Origin of the sequence: Bradyrhizobium sp. AZCC 2262, assembly GCF_036924535.1 — a bacterium.
Lineage (GTDB): Bacteria > Pseudomonadota > Alphaproteobacteria > Rhizobiales > Xanthobacteraceae > Bradyrhizobium.
The window spans coordinates 8,277,709-8,294,521 of sequence record NZ_JAZHRT010000001.1 but is presented as its reverse complement, the minus strand read 5'-3'; the positions used below and the strand labels follow the sequence as shown (position 1 = coordinate 8,294,521).

Here is a 16,813-nt window from a genome sequence, read left to right as displayed (position 1 = left end):
TAAAACACCGCGACGGGGCCAATGTTCCGTGAGGTAGATCACTGCACCTTTTCGACCTTGGCTTCCTCGATGACCTTCTTCCATTTGTCGGTTTCGGCCACAATCATCGCGCCGAACGCTTCCGGCGTGCCGATCAGCGGTTCGCCGCCGAGATCGACCAGTTTGGCCTTGATCCCGGGCTCGGCGAGTACCTCGTTGATCTCCTTGTTCAGCTTGGCGATGATTTCCTTTGGGGTGTTCTTTGGCGCCCCCATGCCGAACAGCGCGCTCGCCTCGTAGCCCGGGATGGTGTCGGCGAGCACCGGCACGTCAGGCAACAGCGACGATTTCGCCGTGGTGGTGACGGCCAGCGCCCGCAACGAGCCGGCGCGGACGTGCTGGAGGATGGAGGGCATGTTGTCGAAGATCACCTGGACCTGGCCACCGAGCAGATCGGTGATCGCGGGTGCTGCGCCACGATAGGGCACGTGCTGCATCTTGGCGCCCGACATCGCCATGAACATTTCGCCGGAGAGATGCACGGAGGTGCCGTTGCCCGACGACGCCAGGTTCACCTTGCCGGGATTGGCCTTCACATAGGCGATGAACTCGGCGACCGTCTTCGCCGGCACATCCTTGTTGACCGTCATCACGTTCGGCACGCGGTTGAACGCCGCGATCGGCGCGATGTCGCGGACGAGGTTGAACTTCAGATTGGCGTAGAGCGTGGCGTTGATGTAGTTCGCCGGATTGACCAGCAGCACCGTGTAACCATCGGGCTCGGCGTTGATGACGGATTCCGTGGCGATATTGTTGCCGGCGCCGGGCTTGTTCTCTATCACGAATTGCTGGCCGAGCCGCTCGGAGAGCCGCTGGCCGATCAGTCGCGCGATGATGTCGGTCGCGCCGCCCGGCGGATATCCGACGACCCATTTCACCGGTCGGGTCGGATAATCCGCCGCCGAAACGCTGCCGATAGAAGCGGCCGTGGAAAGGCCGATCATGGCCAGACAAATCGCGGTGCGACGTGAAATCATAAAACTTCTCCTTGGAGGCCGGGATTCAGAGCCCAGTCCGTTTCTATTGAGGCGCGGCACTATTGAACCGAACGCGGCCCGCGTTGTAACAAACAAAGTCAGGTGCGGCCAGTGCGACACAGGCGCCAGCGCCCGCGACGAAAGGATAAGGCATGTCCGTCAGGGTTAACGCGCTCGACCATCTCGTGATCAATGTGTCCGACGTGGCGCGTTCCACCGAGTGGTACCGGAAGATTCTCGGCATGGAGGTCAAGGTGTTCGACCCGGGCCCGGGTAAAACGCCACGGACCTCGCTGGTGTTTGGCAACCAGAAGATCAACGTGCGGCCGCGCGGTGCCGACAAGGTCGAGTGGTTCACCGCCGACCACGAAACCGCAGGGAGCGACGATCTGTGCTTTCTGACGTCAAGCACGCCGGACGAGGTGGTGGCGCACCTGAAGGCCAACGGCGTCAGAATCGAGGAAGGCCCCGTGGCCAAGCAAGGCGCCCGCGGCTCGCTGCGATCGGTCTATTGCCGGGATCCCGATGGCAGCTTGATCGAGATTTCGTCGTATGAGGATGGCAGGGGTTAAGCGCTACTCCCTCGTTGCGAGCGAAGCGACGATTTGTCGTTCGTCATTCCGGGATGGTGCGCTAGCACCAGACCCGGAATCTCGAGATTCCGGGTTCGATGCTTCGCATCCCCCCGGAATGACGCACTAGCAACTGTGCATTTGCCCATTGCGCCATCCGATGGCAGAACTACTCCCAAGTAAAACCAAGGCAGCCAATCGAAGCTGCACGGGAGGAATTTCATGCCACTTTCGCAAGCAGCGCCAGGCATTGTCGGGCCATTCGCAGGGCTCGACGTGCCGTGGCTGCTGCGGATGCGCGCCGAGAGCCGCCGCAATCATCCGTTCCTGATCTGGGCGCCGTTCGAGGCTCCTGCGCACAGCTGGTCCTACGGCGAATTTCACGAGCGCGTCGGCGCGCTTTCCGCCGGCCTCATCAAACGCGGCATCAAGCCGGGCGAATATGTGCTGATCCATCTCGATAATTGCATCGAGGCTGTCCTGGCCTGGTTTGCCTGTGTCGAACTCGGCGCGATCGCGGTCACCACCAACACCCGCTCGGCGGCAGCCGAGATGGAATATTTCGCCGGCCATTGCGGCGCGGTCGCCGCCATCACCCAGCCGGCATACGCCGAGCTGATCTCGGCCAATTGCAGCGGTCTGCGCTGGATCGCCGTGATCTCGCATGATGCTGGAGCTAAGCCTGCGCAAGACGCGCCGCGCGGTGACAGTTTTGAGTCACTTTTCGCCGACAGCGCCGACCGGCCGCGCCGCGCCACCGACCCGCTCGCGCCGTGCAGCGTTCAATACACTTCGGGCACCACGTCGCGGCCGAAGGCGGTGCTGTGGACGCATGCCAACGCGCTGTGGGGCGCCAAGATCAACGCCGCGCATGAGGACTTGCACGCTGATGACGTGCACCAGACTTATCTGCCGCTGTTTCATACCAACGCGCTGGCCTATTCGATGCTGGCGACGCTGTGGGTCGGCGGCTCCTGCGTGATCCAGCCGCGATTTTCCGCGAGCCGCTTCTGGAACGTCGCGCTGGAGCACAACTGCACCTGGACCTCGACGATCCCCTTCTGCATGAAGGCGCTGCTGGAACACGAGATTCCGAAGAGTCACAAATTCCGGCTCTGGGGCACCGCGGTATCCGAGCCGCCGCCCTTTGCCGCCTTCGGCGTCAAGACGATCGGCTGGTGGGGCATGACCGAAACCATCACCCACGGCATCGTCGGCGAGGTCGACCAGCCCAACACGCCGATGTCGATCGGGCGCGCCGCGCCGGAATATCAGATCCGCATCGTCGAAGACGACGGCCGGCCTACGCCCGTCGGCGGCACCGGCAATCTCCTGATCAAGGGCATCCCCGGCCTCTCGTTGTTTTCAGAATATCTGCACAACGAAAAGGCCACCCGCGAAAGCTTTGACGAGCACGGCTATTTCATCACCGGCGACCGCGTCACGCTGCTGGAGAACGGCTTCATTAAATTCGGCGACCGCACCAAGGACATGCTCAAGGTCGGCGGCGAGAATGTCGCGGCCTCCGAAATCGAGCAGGTGATCGCGGCCGTGCCCGGCGTGCGAGAGGCCGCCGTGGTGGCAAAGAAGCATCCGATGCTGGATGAAGTGCCCGTCGTGTTCATCATTCCGCAGGCCGGCGTCGCCGGCGCACCGGCCGACCTGCATGACACCGTGATGGCCGCCTGCCGCAAAGGGCTGGCGGACTTCAAGGTACCGCGCGAAATTCACTTGGTCGACGACATGCCGCGCTCGACGTTGGAGAAGGTGGCAAAGGCGGAGTTGAGAAAGATGCTGGGGTGAATTGGTCCGTCATTGCGAGCGAAGCGAAGCAATCCATCGCTCCGCAAGTGGAAGTATGGATTGCTTCGTCGCTTCGCTCCCTTGCGCAAGCGCTTCGCGCTTGTTCGCAGGCAATGACGGGGAGAGCAGAAGAGCAACATAAGAGAATCACAGGGGAGCGCGTCATGCCGGGGCTAAGGTCGAATTCTGCAAGGCTTTCTTGCTATTTTGCCGCTGTTATCATCGCGACATCGCCGATCAGCACCGCGTTTGCCCAAACCGCGGACACAATCCTCTTTAACGGCAAAATCCTCACCGTCGACAAGGATTTCTCCACGCAGCAGGCGGCGGCGATTACCGACGGCAAGATCCTCGCCACCGGCACCTCCGCAGCGATGAAGAAGCTCGCCGGCAAGGCCGCAAAACTGATCGATCTCGGTGGCCGCACCGTGATCCCCGGGCTCACCGACGGGCACATCCACGGCATTCGCGCCGCGCTGACCTTCGGCACCGAGGTGAACTGGATCGGCGTACCCGCGCTGAAAGACGCGCTGGAGAAGATAAGCCAGGCTGCAAAGGCGCAGAAGCCCGGATCCTGGATCGTCATCGCCGGCGGCTGGACCGAGGAACAGTTTGCCGAGAAGCGCCGGCCGACACCGGCGGAGATCGCAGCGGCTGCGCCCGACAATCCCGTCTACATTCAGCATCTCTATGACTGGCTGCTGCTGTCGCCGAAGGCGATGGAGGCGCTCAACATCCGCGACGACAGCGATGTGGCGCCCGGCGGCAAGCTCGCGCGCGATAGCGACAACAAGCCGACCGGCATCATCGACGCCGGCGGCGCCGCGCTCGGCAAAATATTCGACAAGCTGCCAAAACCGACCATGGAGCAGCAGATCGATGGTTCCAAAAAATTCTTCAGCGAGATGAACAGTCTTGGCATTACCGGCATCGTCGACGGCGGTGGCGTCAGCATGTATCCCGCGAGCTACCAGGCAGTATTCCGGCTGTGGCAGGACAAGCAGCTGACCGTGCGCATCGCCTATCACCTCTGCGCGCCAAAGCCCGGCAGCGAGCTCGCCGACCTGCAAAACCTGACGCAACTCTCGCCACCGGGATTCGGCGACGCGATGCTGCACTTCAACGGCCCCGGCGAAATCCTGATCTGGGCCGACTGGACCGACGGTGACATCACGCCCGACGGCAAGGCGAAGCTTGCCGAGCTGCTGCGCTGGGCGGCGTCAAAGCGCTACACCATCCAGCTGCACTGGAACCCGGACCGCACCGTCCACGACCTGCTCGACGTGGTCGAGGACATCAACAAGGATTTTCCGGTGCGCGACCTGCGTTGGGCTGTGCTGCATCTCTACAACGCCTCCGAAGACAGCTTGAAGCGGATGAAGTCGCTCGGCCTGGTCTGGGGCGTGCAGGATGGGCTCTATTTCGGCGGCGAGCGGCTGCAGAAGGAAGTCGGCGTCGAACAGGCCAAGGCGATGCCGCGGATCGCCACCGCGATGAAGCTCGGGCTCGTGGTCGGCGGCGGCACAGACGCGCATCGCGTATCGTCCTACAATCCCTTCGTGTCGCTGCAATGGTATCTCGACGGCACCACGATCGGCGGCACCAAGACCCGCGGCGACGACGAAACGCCGAGCCGCCGCCAGGCGCTGGAGATGTACACCCGCAACACCGCTTTCATGGCAAACGACGACGACAAGCGCGGCACGCTGGAGGCCGGAAAATTCGCCGACCTCGCGGTGCTGTCGGCGGACTACATGACGGCGCCCGTGAAAGAGATCGGCAAGATCAAATCGGTGCTGACGATGGTCGGCGGCAAGGTGGTGTATGCGGCACCACCATTTGCCGGGGCGCGCTAGCGTATGCGGCGCAGGGTGCGGTGGTGACTTGTCGTTCCGGGGCAACGCGCAGCGTTGAACCCGGAACCTCGAGATTCCGGGTTCGATGCTTCGCATCGCCCCGGAATGACGCGAAAGGGTCAATTCACCTCGAACCTTATCGGCAGCTTTTTAGGGCCATTTACAAAATAGGCCTGCGTCATCTTGACCTCGCCGTCGAGGGCGATCGACTTCAGCCGCGGCAGCAGTTCCTCGAACAGGATCCGCATCTCCAGTTTCGCCAGATACTGCCCGAGGCAGAGATGCGCGCCATAGCCGAAAGCGACGTGGCGGTTCGGCTTGCGGTCGCAGCGAAACTTGTATGGCTCCTCGAACACGTCCTCGTCGCGATTGCCGGACGCGTAGCACAGCATCAGCCAGTCGCCTTTTGCAATTTTTCGGCCTCCGAGTTCGGTATCCGACGTGGCCGAACGCATGAAATGCTTGACCGGGGTCATCCAGCGGATCGCCTCGTCGACCAGCCCCGGGATCAACTCGGGATTGGCCTTCACCTTTTCAAATTGTGCGGGATCTTCCGCCAGCGCCCAGATCGCGCCCGCGGTCGAGGAGGACGTGGTGTCGTGGCCGGCGGTGGCGACGATCATGTAGTAGCTGGTCGCGTCGTGATCCGGCATGTAGTCGCCGCCGATTTTGGCATTGGCGATGACGGTGGCGAGATCGTCGCGCGGGTTGCGGCGCCGGTCCTCGGTGATGCCCCGGAAATAGGCACCGAAATCAGCGACCACCGACTGCATCATCCCGGAGAACTGCTCCGCCGTGAGCTGTTCCCTGATCCGCGCCGTATCGGGATCCTGCGGTCCGAACAGTTCCTGCGTCAGCTTGAGCATTCGCGGCTCGTCCTTTTCGGGCACGCCGAGAATTTCCATGATGACGTGCAGGGGATAGCCGAGGGCGACGTCTTCGACGAAATCGCACGCGCCACCCTTGTCAAGCATGCGCTGCACCGTGGCCCGCGCGATCTCGCGCACGCGCGCCTCGAACTTTCCGAGATTGGCCGGCATGAACCAGCCCTGCGTCAGCGCGCGGTATTTTGGATGATCGGGCGCATCCATCTGCACCAGTGAGCGAACCAGATTTGGACCGCCCGTGATCTTGCGGACGCGCTCTTCCACCGCCTGGTTCGTCAGCGTGGTCGGGCGATCGGCGTTGTGGAACAGCTCGTTCTGGCGGCTGACGGCCTGGATATGCGCGTGTTTTGTCACGACCCAGAACGGGTCGAACTTCTCGGGCCGCGCGATCCCGAGCGGGTTGTTGGCGCGCAGCCAGCGGTAACTGTCATGGATACGGTGGTCGGCATAGGCAGCCGGATTGACGAGCGTGGCCGCAATGTCGGCGGGGATGTCTGTACCCGCAGTTGGATCGACGATGGTATCCATGGGTGCTGCCTGCCTATGTCACCTGCGCAAGGTGCGCTGATGATCAACGATAGTTAGGCAGTTGCAAGGCGGGCAGCTTGCGTTGAGAGGCTAACGCCGGCCCTGTCATTCCGGGGCGATGCGAAGCATCGAACCCGGAATCTCGAGATTCCGGGTTCAACGCTGCGCGTTGCCCCGGAATGACAAAACGAAAATCAATAATACCCGAACGCCACCGGGCGGAAGGCGTGCAGCAAATGCTGGTCGAGCTTATCGCCCATTTCTTCCATCATGCCAAAGGCACGGGCGTGGGTGAACTGCAGCCGGTAGGCACGCTTCTCGACCAGGGCCGCGTAGATATCCACGATCGTGGTCAGCCTGACGATGTCGCTGATCTGCTTGCCGTTCAGGCCGTCGGGATAGCCGGTGCCGTCGAGGAACTCGTGGTGGTGAAGCACCACGTCGAGCATTTCGGGCGGGAAACCGCCTTGCGCGGCCAGCGCGTCATAGCCGCGGCGCGGATGCTGGCGCATCTCTTCCATCTCTTCGAGCATCAACGGGCCCGGCTTGTCCAGGATCGCCACCGGAATGAACGCCTTGCCGACGTCGTGCAACAGCGCGGCACGGGCCAGGCGGCGCTGGTCGTCCTCGCGCATGCCGAGATGCTGCGCGTAGGCGACCGCAAAGCCGGTGACGAAGAGACAATGGCGGTAGCTGCCGGCGTGATGGCAACCGACCGTCGTCAGCCATTCGCGCAGGGACGAATGCCTGATCGCCTTGAGAATCTTGTTCTCTGCCTCGACGATGTCGCTGAATTTCAGGGGAACGCCGGCTGGAAGCTTTTCGAAGATCTTGACCATGACGGTATGCGCCGCCTCGACACCCCGGTTCAGGACCTTGCCGCGATCGGTCTCGTCAAATCCATCGGTGTCCGGGAACGCGGCGCGAATCCGCTGCAGGATACCTTGCGCATCGAACGGCCGCGCGATGGTGTCGGTGGCGCCGAGCGCCCAGGCCTGCATCGATCCGTGATGCAACGCGTCCGCCAGCACGAACAGCCGCGGCATTTCGCGATAGGCCTCGGCGCGCAGCTTGTTGCGCACCAGCTGAACGCTCTCGGCGGAGCGCAGGTTGATGTCGACCACGATGCCCGCCAGGTCGCGCTCCGGCGCGTCGGGAATATCAGATGTCGCGATGGTGTCGACCTGACCGACGGATCGCAGAATGCTGGCGAGTTCGCTGCTTTGATCGCTCCGATCCGAAGCCAGCAGCAGCCGGCGCTTGGTCGAAGTCTTGTTGGCTACCGATGTCATGAAACCCCAGACCCCTGGTATTGACCACTTGCAACCGAAACTAGCGGATAATCAGTTCCCCAGGGCTTAAGAGGGATCGTGAACGTTGACTTCCTTGAACGCTAAAATTTTAGCGATCTGGTTCGCCATGACCGTACCCACCATCGTCATCATCCGCGAAGGCGGATGATCCAGTACGCCGTGACGATTGTGAAAATGGCACAGCCGCGGCGTACTGGATGCCCCGCCTGCGCGGGGCATGACGATGTTGGCTCACAAAATAAGTCCGCCGGAAGCGTTGCCTCCGGCGGATCGCTCTTAATCGGTGCTTCCGGCGATTTACGCCTTCATATTTGCCTTCACCGCTTCTGCCGTGATCGGCAACGAGCGGATGCGCGCGCCGCAGGCGTTGAAGATGGCGTTGCCGAGTGCAGGCGCAATCACCGTTACCGCCGGCTCGCCGACGCCGGTCGGCTTGTCGCCGTTGGCGATGACGTTGACGGCCACTTCCGGCGTCTGGCTCATCCGCAGCGGGGTGTAGGTATCGAAATTAGTCTGCTCGATACCGCCATCCTTCAGCGTCGCCTTTTCATACATGGCGAGCGAAAGGCCCCACAGTGCCGCGCCCTCGACCTGGGCGCGGATGTTGTCGGGATGCACCTGCATGCCGACATCGGTGGCCACGGTCAATTTCTTGACCTTGACCTCGCCGGACGGGGACACCGCAACATGGGCCACGCATGCGGTCCAGCTTGCCGTTGCCCGCTCCTGCGACGAAACACAGGCGACGCCCATGCCCTCGCCTTTCGGCAATTTGCCGGTGCCGTAGCCGGCCAGGCCCATCGCCGCGAGCAGCGTGTTGCGCAGGCGTTGGGCGCCGCCGTCGTTCTTGCCTTTGCCGTCCAGCAACGCGATGCGGTACTGCGCTGGATCCTGGCCTGCGGCATGAGCGAGTTCGTCGATCATGCTTTCGACCGCCCAGAAGGTCCAGCCTGGCGCCACCGATCGTAACTGGCCAGACGGGGTGGCGTTGTGCGCCATCTCGTTCTTGATCGCGCGGACATTGTGATTGGGTACGGAATAGAAGAAGTCCGCACCGTTCACGGTGAAGGCGTCCAGCGGACCCTTCTTGTCGACCGAGGGCGACAGGAAATCGGGGATTCCCCATCGCTGGGTCGGCCACGCACTGACCACGTCGTGATTGAGCGCGATCAGCTTGCCGTCGGCGTCCAGACCGGCCTTGACCTTCTGGAACGTCAGCGGGCGCGAATAGTCCATGGTCATGTCGTTTTCGCGGCTGTAGATGACCTTGACCGGCTTGCCTACGGCTTTCGCCGCCTGCACCGCGGGGACCATCATGTCGGCGTCCAGCCGCCGGCCGAAGCCGCCGCCCAGCCACATCTGATGCATCACGACGAATTTGGGATCGACCCCGGCCGCCCCCGCCGCGATCGCGCCGGAGCGCGTGGCGAACTGGTTGCCGGAATAGATGTGCCAGATATCGCCCTGGAGCTGCGCCGTGGCGTTCATCGGCTCGAGCGGCGCATGGATGTTGATGCTGGTGGTGTATTCCGCCTCCAGCACCTTCGCCGCCGTGCCCAATGCCGCCGCGGTGTCACCGTCCTTGACGAAGAACTGCCCGGAATCGTCCAGCGCTTGCAGCCGCCTCGCCTCGTCAATCAACGACTGGCTCGACAGTTTTGCATTCGGACCGCCATCATAGGTGATCTTGAGCGCGTCCGCCGCCTTGCGCGCGTTGGCATAGGTGTTGGCCACCGCCACTACCCAGCCCGTGGTGCTTCCGGTTTTGTCGTCAAGCGTGACGGCCTTGATGAAGCCCGGCACCTTTTTCGCGTCAGCATCGTCGACTGACTTCACCGTGGCGCCATAGCGCACCGGCGGCGTCACGACCTTGCCGTAGACCATGCCCGGCAGCATGACGTCGATGCCGTATTTGGCCGTGCCGTTGGTCTTCGGAGGGATATCGAGCTGCGGAACCGAGACGCCGATCATGGTGTACTGATCGGGCGTCTTCAGCTTGATTGCCTTGAGCTCGTCCGGCGTGAAGGTCTTGGTGATCTTGCCGCTCTTGACGACATCGGCAAAGCTCATCGACTTCTTCGACTTCGGATGCGAAACCGTGGAGTTGCGCACCACCAGTTCGCTGGCCGGCACACCCATCGCGCTAGCAGCTGCTTCCGTCAAGGCGATACGTCCGGCGGCACCCGCACGGCTCATCGCATCGAAGTTCATCATCGTGCTCCAGCTGCCGCCGGTAATCTGCGCACCGAGCACGGGGTCGTTGAACTTCGGATCGTTGGAGGCAAGCTGGACCCGCATGTCTTTCCAACTCGAGCCGAGTTCTTCGGAGACGATCTGCGCCATGGTCGAGGCGATGTGCTGGCCCATGTCGGCCTTGCCGCAAGTCACCGTGACGAGGCCATCAGGCGCAATCGAGAACCAGACGCTGGGCTCGAAAGCGGAGGGCGCGGCCAACGCCTGATCGATGCCGGGGACGGCGGCATAACCGAGCACAAGACCGGTGGCGGCTGAACCCACCAGGAACGAGCGGCGGCTGAGATCGGCGGACGGGCTATCGGTGATTTTCACGTGCGTATTCATGTTGCCCTCCGCTCGGTGCCGGCGTTGGAGGCGGTACGCATTTCGGATGCGGCGCGCATGATCGCCTTCTGAATGCGTGAATAGGTCATGCAGCGGCACAGATTGCCGTCCATATGCGCGACCACTTCCTCCTTGGTCGGATTGGAGTTCTTGGAGAGGAGCGATGCCGCCTGCATGATCTGGCCGGACTGGCAGTAGCCACATTGCGGGACCTGCTCGAGGACCCAGGCCTTCTGCAAGGGATGATCACCCTTGGCGGACAGGCCTTCGATGGTGGTGATTTTCTTGCCGGCGGCCTCGCTGACCAGGGTCTGGCAGGAGCGAACGGCTTCGCCGTTGAGGTGAACCGTGCAGGCGCCGCAGAGACCTGCGCCGCACCCGAATTTCGTACCGGTCATCTGCAATTGCTCGCGGATGACCCAGAGCAGCGGCGTATCGTTGGACGCCTCGACGGACATATTCCGCCCATTGATATTGAGATTAGGCATTGGCGCTCCCCTTCCGGTGTTGGAAGCCGCTTACGGCGGCAACTCACTTTTGGGTATTGGCCGGCACCCACCGGGTCGATGCCAGTTGGCGCGCAGAATGATACCGAACTTTCCCGGAGGCAATCCAATTTGGAATCGTTCGAAGGGATTAAAATTTTGAAGTTGCTTGCTTGTGCGCTGCGGCAAGGCTTCAATCGTGTGCCTGTCGATCACGCGCGCGGGCAGCAGGCGCACCTTCCGTTTCCGCATTTCCTATTCCCGAATGGATCGCGCTAGGATGCGGCAGGCGGTGACGGCCCGGCCGGAATTTCGCATCATTTGCTTTGGGAAATCGAGAATGCCGACAATCGATCGCGACGGGGTCAATATCTACTACGAGGTGCATGGCTCCGGCCCACCACTATTGCTCACCCACGGCTATTCATCGACCAGTGGGATGTGGCAGGGGCAAATCGCCGCCTTGTCGAAACATCACAAACTCGTGTTGTGGGACATGCGGGGTCATGGCCAGTCCGGTTACCCCGAGGATACCGCGGCCTATAGCGAAGCGGTGACGGTCGCCGACATGGCGGCGCTGCTCGACGCCGTCGGCGCCGAGAAAGCGATCGTCGGCGGGCTCTCGCTTGGCGGCTACATGTCGTTGGCGTTCTACCGCGCCCATCCGGACCGCGTCCGCGCGCTTCTGATTATCGACACCGGCCCCGGCTTCAAGAAGGACGAGGCCCGCGAGGTCTGGAACAAGCGCGCGCATGACACCGGCGACCGCTTCGAGCGCGAGGGACTGGAGGTTCTGAAATCGGCCAGCCGGGAGCGCTCCAGCGTCACCCATAGAGACGCGTCGGGACTGGCGCGCGCCGCGCGCGGCATGCTGACCCAGCGCGATGCCCGCGTGATCGAATCGCTGCCCGAGGTCAAGGTGCCGTCGCTGATCGTGGTCGGCGCCGACGACACGCCGTTTCTTGCCGCCTCCGATTACATGGCCGCCAAGATTCCCGGCGCGCAGAAGGTGGTGATCCCGGCCGCCGGCCACGCCGTCAACATCGACCAGCCGCAGGCCTTCATCGACGCCGTGCTGCCGTTCCTTGACGGCCTCGATACCGGAACAGCTCGGAAGGCCGCGTCATGAGAGCATTTGCCACTGTGGCCTTGGCCTTGATCGCAGGCAGCTTGACGCCTGCCGGCGCACAGCAACTGCCGCCGATCGGCGGCCCGTACCCGCCGCCATTCACCGCGACGCTCTCGAACAACACGCCGTTGGCGTTCGGCATGGACGCGGAAGAGGCCGCACGCGCACTCGGCACTCCGCTCAATTACGTCCGCGGCCGGCCGGGCGAGGAAATCTTCCTCGCGTTCCGCAACATCGGCGGCAGCGAATTGTTCTACAAGAAAGACCGGCTCTTTCTGCAATTCCGCAAAGGCAGGCTGGCCGGCTGGAAGGGCGACTGGGGTCACAACTGGATGTGGCAGTAGTCGCGGCTTTCGCACATTCACACAACCGACTTCGCGCAACCCAAAACAAGAAGGGATGACCCGTGGGACAGGATATCAAACTGACGGCTTCGGATGGCTTCAAACTCGGCGGGTATCGCGCCGACCCCGCGGGAAAGCCGAAGGCGGCTATCGTCGTGATCCAGGAGATCTTCGGCGTCAATCACCATATCCGCTCGGTCTGCGACCGGCTGGCGGCCGAAGGCTATGTGGCGATCGCGCCGTCGATCTTCGACCGCATCGAACCTGACTTCACCAGCGGCTATTCGCCTGACGAAGTGGCGAACGCGCGCAAATTCGTCGCCAATCCGGATTGGGCGGCGATGCTGCGGGATACCCAGGCCGCGATCGATGCCGTGAAGGATGTCGGAGCGATCGGCATTATCGGCTTCTGCCTCGGCGGCAGCATCGCCTATGCCGCGGCGACCAAGCTCTCCGGCCTGTCGGCCGCCGTCGGCTATTACGGCGGCGCCGTCGTTCGTTTCGCCGACGACAAGCCGCAAGTGCCGACGCAACTGCATTTCGGCGAAAAGGATGCCGGCATTCCGCTGACCGATGTCGAAACCATCAAGGCCAAGCGGCCTGATGTCGAAGTCCACATCTATCCTGGCGCACAGCACGGCTTTCACTGCGACGAGCGCGCAAGCTACGACAAGGCCAGCGCCGACATCGCCTGGCCGCGAAGCCTGGCGTTTTTCGCGAAGCATTTGAAGTGACGACTTGTCGTCATTCCGGGATGGTCCGAAGGACCAGACCCGGAATCTCGAGATTCCGGGTTCGTGCTATCGCACGCCCCGGAATGACTGAAGCAAATACCCCCCACCTCACTCGCCCTTGACGCCGGTTGCCTTCACGACATCGGCCCACCGTTCGTAATCGCGGCGCAGGACTTTCTCGAATGTTTCCGCCGATCCGCCCACCGGCACGAGGCTGAGCGTCTCGATCCCGGCGACGCCTTCGGGCGAGGCGATGATGCGGGCGAGTTCTTCGGAAAGCTTCGCCACGATCTCCTTGGGCGTCGCGGCGGGCACGAACACGCCGAGCCAGCCTTCGATCTCAAAACCGGGATAGCCGAGTTCGGCCATCGTCGGCACGTCGGGCAACGCCTTCCTGCGCTTCTCGCCGCCCACCGCCAACGGCCTGAGCTTGCCCGCCTTGATTTGCGCGCTGGCCGTGGTCAGATCGACGAAAGAAGCGGTAATCGTATTGGCGAGCAGGTCGTTCGTCAGCGGGGCCGAGCCGCGATAGGGGACATGGGTCATGTCGACATCGGCGACCTTCTTGAGGAGTTCGCCGTAGAGATGCGACGTCGTGGCGTTGCCGAAGGTGCCGTAAGGCTTGCCGGGATTCGCCTTGGCATAATCGACCAGTTCCTTGACCGACTTCATCGGCTGCTGCTCGGGGACCACCAGAACGATCGTCGATAACCCGGCCTGGGTGACCGGCGCGAGATCCTTGAAGACGTCGTAGGGCAGTTTCGCAACGAGGCTCGGCGCCTGAATGATCTGGGTAATAGCGATCAGCACGGTGTAGCCGTCGGGCTGCGCCTTGGCCACGTAGTCGTTGCCGACCACGCCGCCGCCGCCCGACTTATTCTCGACGAGGACGGTCTGCTTCCACGACTCCTGCAATTTGTTGGCAAGCAAACGAGCAAGGACGTCGGTGGCGCCGCCCGCCGGATAGGGCACCACGAAGGTGATGCGCCGGCTCGGATAGGGATCCGCCGCCGATGCCTGATGCGACGAGGCACACAAAGCGGTCGCGGCGATGGAAGCGAGCAACGCCACCGCGGTCGCCGCGCGCACCATGCGGACCGGCAAATGATAGTTCATGGTGATACTCCGGATTGCAGGCACCTAACCGACAAACCGGCGCGCCTAGATCTGACGACGTTCTTCTACCTCGCTGCAGTGCAACTTGGAACAAGGTTTCGGACGTGGTCCGCGCAGCGCGCCAATTTATCGCAACCAAGATGGTTCGATACCGAGCACGGCCGTCAACAAGGACTTCCAGACACGTGCGAAGCCGCATCTCCGCCACTGCAAGTTAGATGCAGCGCGCAGACTCCGCCGGCGCAAAAACGGATGATGAATTTTCTCGGTCAAATGCGAGGCATTTGCCTGACACAACCGCACAGGAAAAAAGCCGGCTCAAATCACGGTTCGATGAAGAGGCGTCACGCTAGAACCAGCGCTCGCTGACGAGCACAGTGTCGCCGGGGCTGATCGGGCTGCCGGGCGGAACCACGAAGCGCGCCGTTCCCGACGCATCGGTGTGGGTGACCGTAACGCTATCGCGGCGGGCCCGCGGCGAAAAGCCGCCGGCGATCGCCACCGCGCTCTCGACCGTCATGTTGGGTACGTACGGATATTGTCCGGGTGCTGCGACCTCGCCGAGAATGAAGAACGGCCGATACGCTTCGATCTCCACCGCGACCGACGGCTCCCTGATGAAGCCGGCGCGCAGCTTCGCTGATATCCCCGCCGCCAGTCCGGCCGTGGTCCGGCCGCGCGCCGGCACCGAACCGATCAGCGGCATCGTGATCGAGCCGCCGGCGTCGATCGCGTAGGTGTTGGTCAGGCCTTCCTGGCCATAGACAACGACACGCAGTCTGTCGCCGGCATCGAGATGATAGGCAGCGTCGTATCGCACCGGCACGGGTTCGACATAGGCCACGGGTGCGGCAACGACGACGGGTTCTGGTACGGCGCTTGGTGCCGCGGCGAAGGCAGCGCGAAGCGCGCCGATGGCGCCGCCGCCGGAATCGGTCGCGACCGCCTGCGGCGGTGGACCACCAGGTTGGCCATAGGCCATTGAATCGAGATCGCCTTGCGGCCCGACCGCAACCGGCCCGGTCGTGCGCATGCAGCCCGACAGAGCGAGCGCCGTGATGATCGCAGTGATCGGTATTCGAAACGCGCGCACAACCCGCACCGAAGCCATCCCTTGAAGCGAGACAGCTCTAGTCTTGCACCGGGTATGGTTAACAAAGGGTTTTTTGCGAGGCGATGTGGGACGGTGGGACGCGGAGCTCCCTCTCCCCGTCCTTTACGGGCGAGGTTGAGAAGGAAGCAATCAGGCGGTTGCGCCGACGCCGATCGGGCATGACACGCCCGTGCCGCCCAATCCGCAATAGCCTGCCGGGTTCTTGGCGAGATATTGCTGATGATAGTCCTCGGCAAAATAGAATTCGTCCGATGGCGCGATCTCGGTGGTGATGGCACCGAGACCCTTTGCCGCCAGCGCCTTCTGATATGTCGCTTTCGATGCGTCGGCGGCTTTGCGCTGCGCATCGCCAAAGGTGTAGATCGCCGAGCGATACTGGGTGCCGACATCGTTGCCCTGGCGCATGCCCTGCGTCGGGTTGTGACTTTCCCAGAACCTCTTCAGGAGCTGCTCGTAAGAGATCTTCTTCGGATCGAACACGACCAGCACCACTTCGGTATGACCGGTGCGGCCCGAACAGACCTCTTCATAGGTCGGATTGGCCGTATGCCCGCCGGCATAGCCGACGGCGGTCGCATAGATGCCGTCACCGAGTTCCCAGAACTTGCGCTCCGCGCCCCAGAAGCAGCCGAGGCCAAACACCGCCTGCTCGAGGCCGGCTGAATAGGGCGGCTGCAGCTTGCGGCCGTTGACGAAATGCGTGGTCGCGGTCGGTATCGGGTTGGCCCGGCCCGGCAGCGCTTCGGCTGCACTCGGCAACACGGTGGTCTTGCGCATGAACAACATGGAGTACCTCCAGGCAGAACATCTGCGGCCGCGGCAACAACGGCGACGGCCGGCTGGACCCGTATATATGTCTTTACGCCGGATACCGCAGCCCTGTTACGCCGCGCGCCCTAAGGGTGGACGGCGGCCGCGTCAGTCCCGCGAATAGCCGATCAATGGCTTGCTGGGCCGGAACAGGATCATGAGCAGAATGCCAACCACGCCGAGCACGGCGAAAACCGGCTGATCCAGCAGGACCTTGATCACGCTGTTCCAGAGCCAGGGCGCGGCACCCTCGGCCCAGGTCCGGAACGCCAGCTGGCTGGACTGATGGACGTCGTTCCAGAACTGGCCAAACCGGGTGAACCGCAGGGTCTGGTCGGCGACGAAACGGGCGCCGTCATAGACCATAAAGATGAATCCGCCGGCCAGGAGCAGCAGGCCGATTAGCCGGAAAAAACCGCGGATCATGCGTCACCTTATTACGTATCGGCCCCAAAGGCCGTCAGCCAATACCGGGGGCTCCCCGGAAATTCAACCTCATCAGCACCTTACGCGCCCATTTCCGCCC

The 16,813-nt window shown here is 62.7% G+C and carries 15 protein-coding genes; 6 read left to right on the top strand and 9 right to left on the bottom strand.

The genetic code is table 11. The annotated features are described in order from the left end of the window. Nucleotides 1-38: 38 nt before the first annotated feature. Nucleotides 39-1,016 (bottom strand): Bug family tripartite tricarboxylate transporter substrate binding protein, encoded by a 978-nt coding sequence (locus V1283_RS38910; protein WP_334391857.1) that lies wholly within the window; start codon nucleotides 1,014-1,016, stop codon nucleotides 39-41. 152 nt (nucleotides 1,017-1,168) lie between these two features. Here V1283_RS38910 and V1283_RS38905 point away from each other — a divergent pair, with 152 nt between their 5' ends. From V1283_RS38905 to V1283_RS38895, 3 genes are all read left to right on the top strand, one after another. Continuing rightward, nucleotides 1,169-1,588: a VOC family protein gene (locus V1283_RS38905; protein ID WP_334391856.1), complete on the top strand. Its 420-nt coding sequence runs from the start codon at nucleotides 1,169-1,171 to the stop codon at nucleotides 1,586-1,588. A gap of 222 nt (nucleotides 1,589-1,810) precedes the next feature. Beyond that, a complete protein-coding gene (locus tag V1283_RS38900) occupies nucleotides 1,811-3,391 on the top strand; it encodes an AMP-binding protein (protein ID WP_334391855.1) in 1,581 nt (526 codons plus the stop codon). A 164-nt stretch (nucleotides 3,392-3,555) separates the two neighbouring features. Beyond that, nucleotides 3,556-5,247, top strand: coding sequence for an amidohydrolase (locus V1283_RS38895; protein WP_334391854.1), 1,692 nt, complete (start codon nucleotides 3,556-3,558; stop codon nucleotides 5,245-5,247). Between the two features lie 119 nt (nucleotides 5,248-5,366). On the opposite strand, the gene V1283_RS38890 is transcribed toward V1283_RS38895, so the two are convergent. The 4 genes from V1283_RS38890 to V1283_RS38875 all read right to left on the bottom strand — a co-directional run bounded on the left by V1283_RS38890 (nucleotide 5,367) and on the right by V1283_RS38875 (nucleotide 11,043). Further along, nucleotides 5,367-6,662 carry a cytochrome P450 gene (locus V1283_RS38890; RefSeq protein WP_334391853.1) on the bottom strand — a complete coding sequence of 432 codons (1,296 nt, stop codon included), beginning with the start codon at nucleotides 6,660-6,662 and terminating at the stop codon, nucleotides 5,367-5,369. A gap of 194 nt (nucleotides 6,663-6,856) precedes the next feature. Further along, nucleotides 6,857-7,954 carry an HD-GYP domain-containing protein gene (locus tag V1283_RS38885; protein WP_334391852.1) on the bottom strand — a complete coding sequence of 366 codons (1,098 nt, stop codon included), beginning with the start codon at nucleotides 7,952-7,954 and terminating at the stop codon, nucleotides 6,857-6,859. Between the two features lie 318 nt (nucleotides 7,955-8,272). Then, the gene (locus tag V1283_RS38880) at nucleotides 8,273-10,555 is read right to left on the bottom strand and encodes a xanthine dehydrogenase family protein molybdopterin-binding subunit (RefSeq protein ID WP_334391851.1); all 2,283 of its coding nucleotides are present in this window, start codon (nucleotides 10,553-10,555) and stop codon (nucleotides 8,273-8,275) included. Then, nucleotides 10,552-11,043: a (2Fe-2S)-binding protein gene (locus V1283_RS38875; protein WP_334391850.1), complete on the bottom strand. Its 492-nt coding sequence runs from the start codon at nucleotides 11,041-11,043 to the stop codon at nucleotides 10,552-10,554. The genes V1283_RS38880 and V1283_RS38875 overlap by 4 nt, the downstream gene beginning before the upstream one ends. Nucleotides 11,044-11,380: 337 nt before the next feature. On the opposite strand from V1283_RS38875, the gene V1283_RS38870 reads away from it, so the two are divergent. The 3 genes from V1283_RS38870 (at nucleotide 11,381) to V1283_RS38860 (ending at nucleotide 13,247) form a co-directional block, all read left to right on the top strand. Further along, on the top strand, nucleotides 11,381-12,169 hold the full coding sequence (locus V1283_RS38870; RefSeq protein ID WP_334391849.1) for an alpha/beta fold hydrolase: 789 nt from the start codon (nucleotides 11,381-11,383) through the stop codon (nucleotides 12,167-12,169). Beyond that, nucleotides 12,166-12,513 carry a hypothetical protein gene (locus tag V1283_RS38865; RefSeq protein WP_334391848.1) on the top strand — a complete coding sequence of 116 codons (348 nt, stop codon included), beginning with the start codon at nucleotides 12,166-12,168 and terminating at the stop codon, nucleotides 12,511-12,513. Before V1283_RS38870 ends, V1283_RS38865 begins: the two co-directional genes overlap by 4 nt. Nucleotides 12,514-12,575: 62 nt before the next feature. After that, nucleotides 12,576-13,247 (top strand): dienelactone hydrolase family protein, encoded by a 672-nt coding sequence (locus V1283_RS38860; protein WP_334391847.1) that lies wholly within the window; start codon nucleotides 12,576-12,578, stop codon nucleotides 13,245-13,247. Nucleotides 13,248-13,355: 108 nt separating this feature from the next. On the opposite strand, the gene V1283_RS38855 is transcribed toward V1283_RS38860, so the two are convergent. The 4 genes from V1283_RS38855 to V1283_RS38840 form a co-directional block, all read right to left on the bottom strand. Further along, a complete protein-coding gene (locus V1283_RS38855) occupies nucleotides 13,356-14,363 on the bottom strand; it encodes a Bug family tripartite tricarboxylate transporter substrate binding protein (protein ID WP_334391846.1) in 1,008 nt (335 codons plus the stop codon). Between the two features lie 349 nt (nucleotides 14,364-14,712). Continuing rightward, entirely contained in the window at nucleotides 14,713-15,456 is a 744-nt protein-coding gene (locus V1283_RS38850) for a polysaccharide biosynthesis/export family protein (RefSeq protein ID WP_334393334.1), read from the bottom strand. A gap of 150 nt (nucleotides 15,457-15,606) precedes the next feature. Beyond that, complete coding sequence (msrA, locus tag V1283_RS38845; protein WP_334391845.1) at nucleotides 15,607-16,263, bottom strand: peptide-methionine (S)-S-oxide reductase MsrA; 657 nt, start codon at nucleotides 16,261-16,263, stop codon at nucleotides 15,607-15,609. A 132-nt stretch (nucleotides 16,264-16,395) separates the two neighbouring features. Next, nucleotides 16,396-16,713, bottom strand: a complete 318-nt coding sequence (locus V1283_RS38840; protein ID WP_334391844.1) for a hypothetical protein — start codon at nucleotides 16,711-16,713, stop codon at nucleotides 16,396-16,398. Nucleotides 16,714-16,813 lie beyond the last annotated feature (100 nt).